This window comes from Microbacterium sp. NPDC089696, from assembly GCF_044749125.1.
GTDB lineage: Bacteria > Actinomycetota > Actinomycetes > Actinomycetales > Microbacteriaceae > Microbacterium.
The window spans coordinates 396,086-410,664 of sequence record NZ_JBIVHF010000002.1 but is presented as its reverse complement, the minus strand read 5'-3'; the positions used below and the strand labels follow the sequence as shown (position 1 = coordinate 410,664).

General features: G+C 70.5%; 14 protein-coding genes and 1 tRNA gene. 9 read left to right on the top strand and 6 right to left on the bottom strand.

Features of this window, described 5'->3' with window-relative positions; genetic code table 11:
* Positions 1-21 precede the first annotated feature (21 nt).
* The 5 genes from ACIPY8_RS12320 to ACIPY8_RS12300 form a co-directional block, all read right to left on the bottom strand.
* Positions 22-783, bottom strand: coding sequence for an HAD-IIB family hydrolase (locus ACIPY8_RS12320; protein ID WP_400818520.1), 762 nt, complete (start codon positions 781-783; stop codon positions 22-24).
* Positions 780-1,250, bottom strand: coding sequence for a VanZ family protein (locus tag ACIPY8_RS12315; RefSeq protein WP_400818519.1), 471 nt, complete (start codon positions 1,248-1,250; stop codon positions 780-782). The genes ACIPY8_RS12320 and ACIPY8_RS12315 overlap by 4 nt, the downstream gene beginning before the upstream one ends.
* A 67-nt stretch (positions 1,251-1,317) precedes the next feature.
* Positions 1,318-1,394 (bottom strand) — tRNA-Pro (locus ACIPY8_RS12310).
* Positions 1,395-1,447: 53 nt separating this feature from the next.
* Positions 1,448-2,383, bottom strand: coding sequence for a metallophosphoesterase (locus ACIPY8_RS12305; RefSeq protein WP_400820335.1), 936 nt, complete (start codon positions 2,381-2,383; stop codon positions 1,448-1,450).
* Entirely contained in the window at positions 2,380-4,929 is a 2,550-nt protein-coding gene (locus tag ACIPY8_RS12300) for a transglycosylase domain-containing protein (protein ID WP_400818516.1), read from the bottom strand. Before ACIPY8_RS12300 ends, ACIPY8_RS12305 begins: the two co-directional genes overlap by 4 nt.
* 76 nt (positions 4,930-5,005) lie before the next feature.
* Between ACIPY8_RS12300 and ACIPY8_RS12295 the strand changes: the two genes are divergently transcribed.
* The gene (locus ACIPY8_RS12295; protein ID WP_400818513.1) at positions 5,006-5,230 is read left to right on the top strand and encodes a hypothetical protein; all 225 of its coding nucleotides are present in this window, start codon (positions 5,006-5,008) and stop codon (positions 5,228-5,230) included.
* Positions 5,227-5,685 carry a RidA family protein gene (locus ACIPY8_RS12290; protein WP_400818511.1) on the top strand — a complete coding sequence of 153 codons (459 nt, stop codon included), beginning with the start codon at positions 5,227-5,229 and terminating at the stop codon, positions 5,683-5,685. Before ACIPY8_RS12295 ends, ACIPY8_RS12290 begins: the two co-directional genes overlap by 4 nt.
* A 70-nt stretch (positions 5,686-5,755) precedes the next feature.
* Here ACIPY8_RS12290 and acs read toward each other — a convergent pair whose 3' ends face one another.
* The gene (gene acs, locus ACIPY8_RS12285; protein WP_400818508.1) at positions 5,756-7,723 is read right to left on the bottom strand and encodes an acetate--CoA ligase; all 1,968 of its coding nucleotides are present in this window, start codon (positions 7,721-7,723) and stop codon (positions 5,756-5,758) included.
* Between the two features lie 390 nt (positions 7,724-8,113).
* Here acs and ACIPY8_RS12280 point away from each other — a divergent pair, with 390 nt between their 5' ends.
* The 7 genes from ACIPY8_RS12280 (at position 8,114) to tmk (ending at position 14,555) form a co-directional block, all read left to right on the top strand.
* Positions 8,114-9,109, top strand: coding sequence for a TadA family conjugal transfer-associated ATPase (locus ACIPY8_RS12280; protein ID WP_400818506.1), 996 nt, complete (start codon positions 8,114-8,116; stop codon positions 9,107-9,109).
* Positions 9,103-10,035, top strand: a complete 933-nt coding sequence (locus ACIPY8_RS12275; RefSeq protein WP_400818503.1) for a type II secretion system F family protein — start codon at positions 9,103-9,105, stop codon at positions 10,033-10,035. Before ACIPY8_RS12280 ends, ACIPY8_RS12275 begins: the two co-directional genes overlap by 7 nt.
* Positions 10,036-10,081: 46 nt before the next feature.
* The gene (locus ACIPY8_RS12270; RefSeq protein ID WP_400818502.1) at positions 10,082-10,318 is read left to right on the top strand and encodes a DUF4244 domain-containing protein; all 237 of its coding nucleotides are present in this window, start codon (positions 10,082-10,084) and stop codon (positions 10,316-10,318) included.
* Entirely contained in the window at positions 10,315-10,674 is a 360-nt protein-coding gene (locus tag ACIPY8_RS12265) for a TadE family type IV pilus minor pilin (protein ID WP_400818500.1), read from the top strand. Before ACIPY8_RS12270 ends, ACIPY8_RS12265 begins: the two co-directional genes overlap by 4 nt.
* Positions 10,675-10,677: 3 nt before the next feature.
* Complete coding sequence (locus ACIPY8_RS12260; RefSeq protein WP_400818498.1) at positions 10,678-11,007, top strand: Rv3654c family TadE-like protein; 330 nt, start codon at positions 10,678-10,680, stop codon at positions 11,005-11,007.
* 96 nt (positions 11,008-11,103) lie between these two features.
* Complete coding sequence (gene topA / locus ACIPY8_RS12255) at positions 11,104-13,929, top strand: type I DNA topoisomerase (protein ID WP_400818495.1); 2,826 nt, start codon at positions 11,104-11,106, stop codon at positions 13,927-13,929.
* The gene (gene tmk, locus ACIPY8_RS12250) at positions 13,926-14,555 is read left to right on the top strand and encodes a dTMP kinase (protein ID WP_400818492.1); all 630 of its coding nucleotides are present in this window, start codon (positions 13,926-13,928) and stop codon (positions 14,553-14,555) included. The genes topA and tmk overlap by 4 nt, the downstream gene beginning before the upstream one ends.
* Positions 14,556-14,579 lie beyond the last annotated feature (24 nt).

Sequence of the window (14,579 nt, the reverse complement as noted above, 5' to 3'; positions counted from 1 at the left end):
AGCGCCGTGATCCGGGTCGGGTCAGAGGCCGGCGAGCAGCTCGTCGAGCCTGGCGGCCGTGTCCTCCCAGCCGTCCACCGCGATCGAGGGCACACCGAGCGCGAGCACGGGGTAGTCGTTGCCGCCCTCGTCGAGCCGGTCTCCGTAGAAGAGCATGGAGGCCAGGGGGATGCCGGTCAGCTCGGCGAGCCGCTGCATGCCGTAGGCCTTGTCGATGCCGGCGCGCGTGATGTCGATCGAGGTCGAGCCGCCCGAGCGCACCTCGAGCCCGGGGAGGCGCGGTGCGACGGCGTCCCGGAGGGCCTCGCGCTTCGCCCCGGTGGGGTCCCAGTCGTGCTTCGCGTCCCGCGGCGCCCGCTGGCCGAGCGCGGAGAAGGTGATCTGCGACCCGCGGTCCTCGAGGATGTCTCCCCACGGCTCGGTCTCCCACAGGCCCAGGCGTTCCGCTTCCTCGCGCAGCGCGGTGAGAGCGGCGGACTTCTCGTCGACGCTGAGATCGTGCGCGTACAACGGGGTGAAGTCGACGCCGTCGTGGCGGAGGTAGCGGGTGCCGCACGTGGGCAGCAGGTGCAGGCGCGCGAGCACGGCGGCGTCGACGTCACCCAGCTGCGCGATCACCTGCGTGCGGAACTGCTGCTCGTTGCCGCCCGAGATGATCGCGACGTCGGCCTTGTGCAGCAGGGCCACGAGGAGGTCGGCGATGCGCCGACTGATCGTGCCCTTGGACGGAGCGAGAGTGTCGTCGAGGTCGAAGGCGACGAGGGCGGGAGCGGGAGCGGTCATGATGCCTCCAGGGTACGTGTCGTCCTCGCGCGCGGAGCGAACAGCAGCGTGCAGCAGACGGCCAGCACGACGCCGACCAGGGCGCCGCTCGAGTTCGCGATCACGTCGCTCACGGTCGCGGCGCGATGGGGGAGGGCGAGTCGCTGCGCGAGCTCGATGCCGACGGAGATCGCCGGCCCCAGCAGCACGGCCAGGGGCCACAGTCGTCGTGGCATGAGCACGAACGCGAAGATGCCGACCGGCACGAACACGAGAACGTTCGCGAGGATCTCCAGGCGCGTGAAGTCGAGCCAGTCCCAGCCGATCCGGTGGGCGGTCGACAGCACGACGTCGAGGAGGTTCGGCATCCGCTCCTCGACCCGCGTGGGGGTGAGGGTCAGCAGGGCGAGGCCGGCGAGGAAGGGCACGGCGAGCGCGGCGGCGACGCCCTTCGTGACGCGACGCGGGGCAGGGAGCAGTCGGTTCACGCGCTCCCCTTCCGCTGGTGTCCCGGTACAGAGAAGGCCGCCCGTGAGGGCGGCCTTCCGATGTCACTGGTCGGGGTGACAGGATTTGAACCTGCGACCTCTTCGTCCCGAACGAAGCGCGCTACCAAGCTGCGCCACACCCCGTTTTGCAACCCTCCGAGTCTACAAGGAAAAACCCGTAGCGCCGAATCGGCTGATCAGTCGCGTGCCGTGAGCGTGAGCAGCGTCGCCTCGGGGCGGCAGGCGAAGCGCACCGGCGCGTAGATCGAATGGCCGCAGCCCGCGCTCACGTTGAGCGGCACGGTGCGTCCGTCGGTCGTCCAGGTGCTCAGGCCCTTGGCCTGCTTCAGGGGGATGTCGCAGTTCGCGACGATCGCGCCGAAGCCGGGCAGGCAGACCTGTCCGCCGTGCGTGTGCCCGCCGAAGATCGCGTCGGCACCGAGGTCGACGAAGCCGTTGAGGATGCGCTGATACGGCGCGTGGGTCACCCCGAGCACCGAGACGTCCGCACCCCGGGGACCCAGCGCGTCGATGGCCGACGGCAGCGCCTCGAGGCGGTCCCAGTCGCGGTGCGCGTCGCTGACGCCGAACAGATCGACGGTCTGGCCGGCGACGGTGAGCCGCGCCGCCGTGTTGTTCAGGCCTGTCCAGCCGAGCTCGTCCGTGAAGTACGAATCCATCGCGTCCGTGTCGAGCAGCGTGGGCGCGCGGTGCGTCTTCGACGGCCCCGAGAAGTAGCGCAGCGGGTTGCGCGGCGAGGGACCGTTCACGTCGTTCGACCCGTGCACGAAGACCCCGGGGATGCCCGCGAGAGGATCGAAGGCGCGACGGATGCCGAGGAGGCCGTCCCGGTGGCCGAGGTTGTCGCCGGTGTTGACGATCAGGTCGGGATCGAGCTGAGCCAGAGACGCCAGCCAGTCCTGCTTGCGGTGCTGCCACGGCGCCATGTGCGCGTCGGAGACGTGGAGCACCCGGATCGGGGCGGAGCCCGGGGCGAGGGCGGACGCCGTGACCTCGCGGACGGTGAACAGGTAGCGCTCGATGCCGAAGCCCCACGCCGCCGCCGCAGCGCCGACGGCCCCCACCGCGCCGAGCGCGATGAGGGCCGGGTGAGCGGAGCGGCTCGACGTCACTGGCACGAGACCGTGATCGGCGTGGAGCGGTTGACCGCCGTGTTGGCGGCCGGGTTGGTCGCCGACACCACCGCGTTCCCCGGGTTGCACGAGTTGTCGAAGTCGACGGTCGAGAAGCCCGCGGCGGTCAGGGCAGCGAAGCCCGCCGCCTTGGGCTGGCCCGAGACGTCCGGCACGGTGATGCCCTGCCCGTTGCTGGGCGCGATCGTCACGGTGGCGCCGCTCGGCGCCTGGCCCGCGGGATCCTGCGCCATGATGATGTCCCCGGCGGGACCGTCGACCGCAGCGCCGACGACGACCTGGAAGCCGGCGTCCTCGAGCATCTGCGTCGCGGTCGCGACGGGCTGCCCGACGACGTTCGGCACATCCGTCAGGACCTGCTTGCTGAGGTTCGCGTCCGGCTGCGGGAACGCGTCCCCGCCGTACTGGGCGTTCGCCGCGCGTTGCATGGTGCGGGCGAGGCCGTAGCGCATCTCGTTGAGCGCCGTGCCGCCCCAGCTCTGGCGCAGGATGCTCGCCTGACCCTCCGAGCGTCCGACCCAGATCGCCGTGGTGACCTTGGTGCTGGACTCGATCATCATGGTTCCCCACGACTCGTGGGTACCCGTCTTGCCGATCAGCGGCGTGCCGTCGTTCGTGTTGGCCTTGCGACCGGTTCCGCCGTTCATGACGCCCTGCAGGGCGAACGCGGCGGTGGCGGCGACCTCGGGCGAGATGACCTGCGAGCACGACGACTCCGGGACGGGGAGGTCGTTGCCCTCGGCGTCGATGACCCGGTCGATCGCCTTCGGCGTGCAGTAGATGCCGTTGTTGGCGACCGTGGCGTAGGCGCCGGCCATGGCGAGCGGCGAGATGTACTTCGGGCCGAGGATGTCGTACGGGGCGGCCGATCCGTCGGTCGTCTTGCCGCCGTTCGCGAGCGTCACGCCCATCCGGTCGGCGACCGCGTTGATCTTGCAGAGATCGAGCTTCTCCGCCATGGCGAGGTATCCGCTGTTGAGGGAGTCGGCGGTGAACTTCATCACCGTGCCCGTGTATCCGCCCTGGTTGCCGAAGTTCTGGATCTTCGTGTTGTTGCGGATGCGGTCGTCGCCGCACTTGAAGTTCTGGAACACGCGGTTGGAGCCGTTGAGGGTCTCCCGCACCGAGTGCCCCTCCTCGAGCCAGTCGATCAGTGTGAAGAGCTTGTACGTCGAGCCGACCGAGAATCCGTTGGATCCACCGTGCGCCTTGTCCGAGGCGAGGACCAGCGAGCTGTACGCCTGATCGCCCTGGATGCTCTCGCTGAACGTCGTGTTCTGCGTGATCGCCAGGACGCGACCCGTGGTCGCCTCGATCGAGACGCCGGCCGCCCGGAAGAACTGGTTGTCGTAGTTCGCGGGGACCGTCTCGCTCATCGAGACCGCGCCGGCGCTCTGGATGTCGATGTTCATGGTCGAGTAGATCTTCAGACCGCCCTGGCGCAGGCGGTCGCGGCGCTCCGTCTCGGTGTCGCCGAAGGCCGGGTCGGTGAGGACGACCGACTTCACGTACTCGCAGAAGTAGGCGCTCGTGCCGGCCGCCGCGCAGCCCTGCGTGGGCGGGTTGATCGCCGGGGTGATGGGCGACGCGTCCGCCTCGTCGTACTGCGCCTGGGTGATCTTTCCGAGGGCGAGCATGCGCTGGAGCACGTAGTGGCGACGGTCGAGCGTGTCGGCGTAGCCGTCGTCGACGCCGTTGCGCGGCGTGCCGTCGGCGTTCGTGCCGGTGCCGCCCGGCTTGTCGATCCGGTACTGGTTCGGGTTCTGCACCATGCCGGCGATCGTCGCGGCCTGGGCGACGGTGAGGTTGGCGGCGGTGGTGGAGAAGTAGTAGCTCGCGGCCGACTCGATGCCGTACACCGTGCCGCCGAAGTTGGCGATGTTCAGGTAGCCGAGGAGGATGTCGTTCTTCGAGTACTCCTTCTCGATCTGCAGCGCGTAGCGCATCTCCTGAAGCTTGCGCTCGATGCCCTTCGAACCCGAGGCGTTCGTCGCATCGAGCCAGCACTGCTGCAGGTCGTCCGCGTAGGTGCCCGACGCGGGGTCGGCGTCCTGCTCGCAGTCCTGGATGAGCACGTTCTTGACGTACTGCTGCGTGATCGTCGACGCACCGCGGTCGCTGGTCCCGCGGAGGTTGTCGACGAGCGCCTTGGCGGTCGCGCCGACGTTGACGCCGCCGTGCGAGTAGAAGTCCTTGTCCTCACTGGCGAGGATCGCGTCGTACACGACGGGGTTGATCTGCTCGAACGTCACCGGGATGCGGTTCTGCTCGTAGAAGGAGGCCAGCTCGTACGAGGTCCCGTCGGAACCCGACGCGTAGATCGTCGACTGCTCCATGGGTGCGGTGACGTCGAGCTTGGCGGGGAGCTTCTCGAAGATCGTGAGAGCCTGCGAGCCGGCGATACCCGTCATGGCGAGGACGGGGGTGACGCTGGCCGTGACGAGGAGGCCGGCGACCGCGCTCAGGCCGACGAGTCCGAGGACTCCGCCGAGCGCACCCTTCACCGTGCGATTCTTTGTAGGCATACGCTGATCGTAGGGGAGTTCCCTGAAAAACCACCTTTGACGCATCCGCGCGCGGATGCCGCCAGACAGGAGAGCCATGACCACGTGGGAGTACCTCACCACGCCGCTGCTGATCCACAACACGGCCGCCATCCTCAACAACTGGGGCAAGCAGGGCTGGGAGCTCGTGCAGGTCGTCCAGGGCCCCGAGGGCGGGCTCGTGGCCTACTTCAAGCGTCCGGTGGGCGGGGACGCCGCGGGCAACGCGGGTCTCGCCGCCGCCGAGCAGGCCGCGCGCCAGTTCGAGGGGGGTGCGGCGTGAGCATCTCCGCCCGCCTCGCCGAGCTCGACATCGAGCTCCCCGCGGTCGCCGCGCCCGTGGCCGCGTACGTGCCCGCCGTCGTCCGTGACGGACTCGTCTACACCTCGGGTCAGCTTCCCTTCTCGGGCGGAGCGCTCCCGACGACGGGCAAGGTGGGCGCCGAGGTCACCGCCGAGGACGCGAACGCCTACGCCCGCACGTGCGCGCTCAACGCGCTGGCGGCCGCCGCGGATGCCGCGGGCGGTGTCGACCGGATCGCCGGCGTGCTGCGGGTCGGCGGCTTCGTGGCATCCGTTCCCGAGTTCACGGGTCAGCCCGGTGTGATCAACGGTGCGAGCGTCGTGCTGGGCGAGATCTTCGGCGACGCAGGGCGCCACGTCCGCGCTGCGGTGGGCGTCCCCGTGCTCCCGCTCGACAGCCCGGTCGAGGTCGAGGTCACCTTCATCCTCGCCTGACCCACGTCGCGCTTCCGCGCGCACGAAGAACGCCCCCTCCCGATCGAGAGGGGGCGTTCCTGCATCCGTCCTACTTGACCTGCGCCGAGATGATGCTCATGACGGCGGTGTCGGCCAGCGTCGTGGTGTCGCCGACCTCGCGGCCCTCCGCGACGTCACGCAGCAGGCGACGCATGATCTTGCCCGAGCGGGTCTTCGGCAGCTCGCCGACGATGTACACGTCGCGAGGGCGCGCGATCGCCCCGATCTGCTCGCCGACCCAGAGTCGCAACTGCTGGGCGAGCCCCGCCGGGTCGTGCGCCGACAGGTAGCTCTCCTTGATGATCACGAAGGCGACGACCGCCTGGCCCGTGGTCTCGTCCGAGGCGCCCACCACCGCGGCCTCGGCGGTGGCCTCGTGCGCGACGAGGGAAGACTCGATCTCGGCGGTCGACAGGCGGTGACCCGACACGTTCATGACGTCGTCGACGCGGCCGAGCAGCCACAGGTCGCCGTCGTCGTCGAGGCGTGCGCCGTCGCCCGCGAAGTAGTAGCCCTGCTTCTCGAACTTCTCCCAGTACGTCTCGCGGTAGCGCTCCGGGTCGCCCCAGATCCCGCGGAGCATGCTCGGCCACGGCTCGGTGATCACGAGCAGGCCGCCGTTGCCGTTGCCGACCTCGACGCCGGACTCGTCGACCACGTCGATCGCGATGCCCGGCAGCGGCACCTGCGCGGAGCCGGGCTTGGTGGCGGTCACGCCGGGGAGGGCGGAGACCATGATCGCGCCCGTCTCGGTCTGCCACCACGTGTCGACGATCGGGGTCTTCCCGGCGCCGATCACGTCGCGGTACCAGATCCACGCCTCGGGGTTGATGGGCTCGCCCACCGAGCCGAGCAGGCGCAGCGACGAGAGGTCGAACTTCTGCGGCACGCTGCGGCCGATCTTCATGAAGGAGCGGATCGCGGTCGGCGCCGTGTAGAAGATCGAGACCTTGTACTTCTCGATGATCTCCCACCAGCGACCGGGGTGCGGGGAGTCGGGCGTGCCCTCGTAGATGACCTGCGTCGCGCCGTTCGCCAGCGGACCGTAGGTCACGTAGCTGTGCCCGGTGATCCACCCGATGTCGGCCGTGCACCAGTACACGTCGGTCTCGGGATGCAGGTCGAAGACGTACTTGTGCGAGTACGCCGCCTGAGTCAGGTACCCGCCGGAGGTGTGCAGGATGCCCTTCGGCTTCCCGGTGGTCCCGGAGGTGTAGAGGATGAACAGCGGGTTCTCGGCGGGGAACGCCTGCGCCTCGTGCTCCGCGGATGCCGCCGGGACGACGTCGTGCCACCAGACGTCGCGATCCGCATCCCAGTCGACCTCGTTGCCGCCGCGCTTCACCACGAGGACGTGCTCGACGGTCTGCTGCTCGCCGTCGCCCCGATCGGAGAGTGCCTGGTCGACCGCGGGCTTCAGGGCGGAGACCCTGCCCTTGCGGTAGCCGCCGTCGGCGGTGATGACGAGCTTGGCACCGGCGTCGTCGATGCGTGCGCGGAGGCTGTCGGCGCTGAAGCCGCCGAACACGACGGAGTGGATCGCGCCGACGCGGGCGACCGCCAGCATCGACGCCACCGCCTCGGGGATCATCGGCAGGTAGATCGCGACGCGGTCGCCGTGCCCGACGCCGAGGTCCTCGAGGACGTTGGCGACGCGCTTGACCTCCTCGGTCAGCTCCGCGTAGGTGAGGCTCCGGGCGTCGCCGGGCTCGCCCTCCCAGTGCAGAGCCACGCGGTCGCCGTTGCCGGCCTCCACGTGCCGGTCGAGGCAGTTGTAGGCGACGTTCAGCTCGCCGTCGTCGAACCACTTCGCGAACGGCGGGGCCGACCAGTCGAGGGTGCGGGTGAACGGCGTGTGCCAGTGCAGGAGGTCGCGGGACTGCTCGGCCCAGAAGGCCAGGCGGTCCGCGGAGGCCTTCTCGTACAACTCGGGCGAGGAGACGGACTGGGCGACGAACTCGGCGGACGGCGGGAACTTGCGGGTCTCGTCGAGGAGATGGTCGATCTGGCTGCTCATCGGCAGGCGCTCCTTTGCGGCATGGCGGGGTCGTGCGGGCGCGATCGGGCCGGTGACGCGATCACGTGAGGGCGAATCTAGTAGGGGAGGAGTGCGCCCAATACTGCCGAAAGTCGGTATCCGGGACGGGTTTTGTCAGGACGGTCGCCTTGCGTACACTCGACCACAGCCGAATTCTTCATTCCGGCCTTGGCGTGCCCGATTCCCCCGACAGGGCCGCCGTGGGCGGCATCCCATTCCCCCCGTGAGATGCCGCCCTTCTCCGTCTTCAGCCCGTACCGCGGATCATCCCTTCTGCACGGCCGCGCCGCGGTTCGCGTTGTGCACAGTGTCCGACGCCTCGCCCCGATCCGCGGCCGGTACAGGGGACCCGGTCCGTAGCGTCGGGGCATGAGCGAACCGTTCGTTATCGAACCCCGGGCGGGGGATGCCCTCGAGGCCCCTCGCGCGGTCGACCTCGACCCCGCGTTCGGAGCGCTCGCCCCGCACTGCGTCGACGACGAGGTCACCGACGTGTTCGTGAACGGCGTGACAGGTCTGTTCGTCGACCGCGGTCGCGGCGCGGAGCCGGTGCCGGGGTGGAGCGCCTCCGAGCGGGAGGTGCGCGACCTCGCCGTCGGGCTCATCGCTCTGGGAGGGCGGCACCTCGACGATCAGGCGCCGTGCGTCGACGTACGACTCGCCTCGGGGATCCGCGTGCACGCGGTGCTCGCCCCCGTCGCCGCGTCGGGCACGGCGCTGTCGATCCGCATCCCCCGGGTGCGCGCGGCCGACCTCGAGGCGCTCGCGGCCCTCGGAGCGTTCGACGCGCGACAGCACCGCAGTCTGCGTGACCTCGTCTCCCGCCGGAGCAACGTCCTCATCTCGGGCGGCACGGGAACGGGCAAGACCACCTTGCTCTCGGCGCTGCTCACGGCGGCGCCGACCACGGAGCGGATCGTCACGATCGAGGACGTCGCGGAACTCCGTCCCCGGCACCCGCATCACGTGGCGCTGGAGGCCAGGCAGCCCAATCTCGAGGGCGCCGGTGGGATCAGCCTCGCCCGACTCGTCCGCGAGTCGCTGCGCATGCGACCGGACCGGCTGGTCGTCGGCGAGTGCCGGGGCGAGGAGGTGCGCGAACTGCTCAGCGCGCTCAACACCGGGCACGACGGGGGAGCGGGCACGCTGCACGCGAGCGGACTTCACGACGTGCCCGCGCGGCTGGAGGCGCTCGGCGCCCTCGCCGGACTCGACGCGACGGCCCTCGCACGTCAGGCGGTGAGCGCGTTCGGCATCGTGCTGCACCTCGATCGCGCACCGGACGGTCGTCGGCGCATCGCCCGTGCCGGAACGCTCGTCATGGCGGGCGATCGACTCTCCATAGAAGAGGCCTCCGAATGGTGACCCGCGCCGACCCGAGAGGCCCGGTGGCGAGACGACGGCGATCGCTCCTCCCGGAACATACGGCGTCGGCCGACGCCGCGCACGCCGTGCAGACCCTCGCGGTGCTGCTGCAGGCCGGCGCAGCGCCGCTCGCGGCCTGGCGTCATCTCGCCGACGGCGGCGACCGCGACGCCGCCGCGATCGTGGATCGCGCCGACCGCGGAAGCCCACTCGTCACCGCGATCGACGCCCAGGGCGGAGCGTGGTGCGACGTCGCGGCCGCATGGGAGGTCGCCGGCGTCGTCGGCGCACCCCTCGCCGAAGTGCTGCGCGCGATCGCCGGTTCGCTGCGCGACGCCGCGACGGCGGCCGACGACGTGAGGATCGCGCTTGCCGAGCCCGCCGGCACCGCGCGGATGCTGCTGTGGATGCCGTTCGCCGGCCTCCTGCTCGGCTTCGCATTCGGGTTCGACACGGTCGGCGTGATCGTCGGTACCCCGGCGGGGGCGACGTGCGTGGTCCTCGGCCTCCTCCTCGTCCTCGCCGCGCGACTGTGGACGTCGCGTCTGCTGCGCCGCGCCCGTCCCGAACCGGGGACACCGGGGCTGCGCGCCGAGCTCGTGGCCGTCGCCCTCACGGGCGGGGTCTCGGTCGAGAGGGCCCTGGCGCTCGTCGCCGAGGTCGGCGGACGAGTCGCCGCCGACGACGATCGACTGCGCGCCGTGCTCGATCTGTCGCGCTCGGCCGGGGTGCCAGCGGTCGAGCTGCTTCGCGCGACCGCTGCGCAGGAGCGCCACTCGTCGCGGGTGACCGGTCGTCTCCGCGCCGCCGCGCTGTCGACCCGACTCCTCGTGCCGCTCGGCGTGTGCACGCTGCCCGCCTTCCTGCTGCTGGGTGTCGCTCCGCTGCTGTTGAGCGTGCTGGGATCCACGCCGTTGCCGATATGACGATGCCACCGGACGCGACCGCGTCCCCGAAGGAAAGAAGGACACCATGACCACTGCCGAGAGATCCGCGACCGCCGCGATCGCCGGGCGTTCGCTGCCCAGGCTCACCCGGCGCCGAGCCGAGTCGCTGTTCGGCGACGAGCGGGGAGCGGCGACCGCCGAGTACGCGATCACGACCATGGCCGCCGTGGCCTTCGCGGGGCTGCTCGTCGTCATCATGCGGTCCGACGAGGTGCGCGGGATACTCACCGACCTCGTGCGGCGCGCCCTCACGGTGTCGTGAGGAGCGCGCGCAGGCGATCTCTCCGACCGCCTCCCGACGACGACGGATCCGCCGCTGCAGAGCTCGCGCTCGCCATCCCCGCCGTGGTGCTGACGCTCCTGCTCGGCGTGGGAGCGCTGAGCGCGGCGGCGCGGCAGGTGGCGCTGCAGGACGCCTCAGCGGATGCGGCACGGCTCCTCGGGCGCGGGGAGTCGGCCGGAGCTGCCGCCGCCGTGTCGGCCGTGGTGCCCGGGGCGTCGATGTCGAGCCGGGCGTCCGGTGACATCGTGTGCGTCACGGCGCACGCCGAGGTCGTCCTGGCCGCGTTCCGGATCCCGCTGGGAGCGTCGAGTTGCGCCCTCGACGGCGGGAGGTGACCGGTGGCCGGCACCGTGCTCGCCGCGGGGGTCCTGGCCGTCTCGGCCGCCCTCGCGATCGGCCTCGCCGCCGTGGGAGGCGCGGCCGTCACCGCGCAGCGGACTGCGGGCGCGGCGGATGCGGCAGCGCTCGCCGCGGCCGATGCCGCCAGTGGTGCGATCGTCACCACGGACACCCCGTGCGGGCTCGCCGCGCGCGTCGCCGCGGCCTCCCGGGCGCGACTCGTCGCCTGTGCCGTGGACGACCTCGTGGCGACCGTGCAGGTCCAGTCGGCGTACGCTGGACTCGCCGCCGTCTCCCGTGCCCGTGCCGGGCCGCCCGAGGAGAGATGACGCGGCGCGAAGCGCTGTCCCGCGTGACGCGGGCCGCCGCTGTGACCAACCCATCACGGCGGTGTGTATGGTGTGCTTCGAAGAAAGGATGCTCCCTTGGCTCAAGGCAAGAAGCTCGTCATCGTCGAGTCCCCGACGAAGATGCGGTCGATTCAGGGGTACCTCGGCGACGGTTACGAGGTGCTCAGCTCGGTCGGCCACATCCGCGACCTCGCCGACAAGAAGGACATCCCCGCGGCCGACAAGGAGGCGTACGGGAAGTACTCCATCGACGTCGACAACGACTTCGACCCCTATTACGTCGTGTCGGACCGCAAGACCAAGACGGTCGCCGAGCTCAAGCGCGCGCTCAAGACCGCCGACGAGCTCCTGCTCGCCACTGATGAGGACCGCGAGGGCGAGGCCATCGCGTGGCACCTCCTCCAGACGCTCAAGCCGAAGATCCCCGTCAAGCGCATGGTCTTCCACGAGATCACGAAGGACGCGATCCAGGCCGCCGTCGGCAAGACGCGCGAGCTCGACACCGACCTCGTCGACGCTCAGGAGACCCGCCGCATCCTCGACCGTCTGTACGGCTGGGACGTGTCGCCGGTGCTCTGGTACAAGGTCAAGACGGGTCTCTCCGCGGGGCGCGTGCAGTCCGCGGCGACGCGCATGATCGTCGACCGGGAACGCGAGCGCATGGCCTTCGTGTCCGCGGACTACTGGGACGTCGAGGCTCTCGCCTCCTCCGCCTCCGGGTTCAGGGTCCGCCTCGTGCGCGTCGACGGCGGCCAGCTCGCTCGCGGCACCGACTTCGACGACCTCGGAAAGCTCAAGAAGGCCGTCGTCGTCCTCGACGAGAAGAAGGCCGCTGCGCTCGCCCAGGCCGTCGACGACGCCGGCGCCGGCACGGTGACCAAGGTCGAGGCGAAGCCTGGAACCCGCAGCCCCTACGCCCCGTTCACGACCTCCACGATGCAGCAGGAGGCCGGGCGCAAGCTCTCGATGAGCGCGAAGCAGGCGATGAGCGTCGCCCAGCGCCTCTACGAGAAGGGCTACATCACCTATATGCGCACCGACTCCACGGCGCTCAGCACCCAGGCGGTGCAGGCGGCGCGGAGCCAGGCCGTCTCGCTCTACGGCGACAGCGCCGTGCCGCTCAAGCCTCGCGTCTACATGTCCAAGAGCAAGAACGCCCAGGAGGCTCACGAGGCCATCCGCCCGTCCGGCGAGAACTTCCGCACGCCCTCGTCGGTGTCGTCGGAGCTCGACCGCGAGGAGTTCCGCCTCTACGACCTCATCTGGAAGCGCACGGTCGCGAGCCAGATGGCCGACGCGAAGTACGAGACCACCACCGTCACCATCGCGGTGGACGCGGCTGGCCAGAACGCCGAGTTCACGGCATCCGGCACGGTCTACACCTTCAAGGGCTTCCTCGAGGCCTACGAGGAGGGACGCGACGAGAAGCGCAACTCGCAGGACACGTCCGACGACCAGTCGCTGCCCGCCGTCGCGGTCGGCGACGAGCTCGGGATGTCGGATGCCGAGGCCAAGGGTCACCGAACGACCCCGAAGCCCCGCTACACCGAGGCCTCGCTGGTCAAGGCGCTCGAGGAGCACGGCATCGGCCGTCCCTCGACGTTCGCGAGCATCATCGGCACCGTGATCGACCGCGGCTACGCGACCAAGCGCGGCCAGGCGCTCGTGCCGACCTGGCTCGCCTTCAGCGTGGTGCGTCTGCTCGAGGAGCACTTCGCGGACCTGATCGACTACGACTTCACCGCGGCGCTCGAAGACGACCTCGACGCGATCGCCCGCGGCGAGCAGAAGCGCGTCGAGTGGCTGCGCTCCTTCTATTACGGCTCCGACTCGCAGGTCGGGCTGCGCCAGGTCGTCGACAACCTCGGCGAGATCGACGCGCGCGCTCTCAACTCGACGCGCATCACCGACACGGCCACGCTGCGGTTCGGCAAGTACGGGCCCTACCTCGAGGTCGCGAACCCCGAGGCTCCGGACGAGAAGCCGCGCATCGTGAACGTCCCGGAGGACCTCGCGCCCGACGAGCTCACGGCCGAGAAGGCTCAGGAGCTCATCGACGCCCCGGTCGCCGGGGACCGCGTCCTCGGAGTCAACCCCGACAACGGCAAGGTCGTCGTCGTGAAGGACGGCCGATTCGGACCCTACGTGCAGGAGAACGAGCCCGTCTCGGAGGACGCGGCCGTCGACGAGGCGACCGGCGAGGTCGTCGAGGCGCCCAAGCCCAAGCGGGGAGCGAAGAAGGAGGCAGCGCCCAAGCCCCGCACAGGGTCGCTCTTCCGTTCGATGTCGGTCGACACGATCGACCTCGACACCGCGCTGCGGCTCCTCAGCCTTCCGCGCGTCGTCGGGGCCGACCCCGAGTCGGGTGACGAGATCACGGCGCAGAACGGCCGCTACGGTCCCTACCTCAAGAAGGGCACCGACTCGCGGTCGCTCGAGAGCGAGTCGCAGATCTTCGACGTCACGCTCGACGAGGCGCTCGCGATCTACGCGCAGCCGAAGTACGGGGCCGGCTCGCGCCGCGCCTCGAGCGCGCTCGCAGAGTTCGAGGCCGATCCCGTGAGCGGCAAGCCGATCCGCATCCGCGACGGACGCTTCGGCGCCTACGTGACCGACGGCGAGACGAACGTGACGATCCCGCGGGGGCAGAAGCCCGAGGACATCACCTTCGAGATCGCGGTCCAGATGCTCGCAGACAAGCGCGCTAAGGGACCTGCCCCCAAGCGTGGTGCCCGTGGCGCGGCGAAGAAGGCTCCCGCGAAGAAGGCATCCGCTAAGAAGGCTCCCGCGAAGAAGGCACCCGCGAAGACGGATGCCGAGAAGGCCGCCGCTCGCTCGGCCGCGGCGAAGAAGGCCGCGGCGACCCGCGCCGCGAATGCGGCGAAGAAGGCCGGTTCGTGACCTCAGGGCAGGGGGTGTGGATCACGCTCGAAGGCGGAGACGGCTCGGGCAAGACCACGCAGGCGAACCTGCTCGCGACGTGGCTCGAGGATGCCGGACGCACGGTCGTCCGCACCCGGGAGCCGGGCGGGTCGGAGGTCGGCCAGCTGATCCGCGACATCGTGCTGCATCACCGCGGCGACATCGCCCCCCGGGCCGAGGCGCTGCTGTACGCGGCGGATCGCGCGCACCACGTCGCGACCGTCGTGCGGCCCGCGCTCGCGCGCGGCGAGGTCGTGCTCCAGGATCGTTACCTCGACTCGTCGGTGGCGTATCAGGGAGCCGGCCGGGTGCTCGACGGCGCCGAGATCCGCGACCTGTCGCTGTGGGCCGCCGAGGGGGCGCTGCCCGACCTCACCGTGCTGCTCGATCTCGCTCCCGAAGCGGCACGTGTGCGTCTCGACTCCGCCGACAAGCCGTTCGACCGTCTCGAAGCCGAGAAGAACGAGTTCCACGCGCGGGTCCGAGACGCCTACCTCGCACTGGCCGCCGCCGAGCCCGAGCGCTTCCTGGTGCTCGACGCCTCCGCATCGCCCGACGAGCTCGCCGAGAGCATCCGCACGCGGGTCGAGGCACTGTTCGCCTGACCGATCGACCGCCGCCGCTGCGGT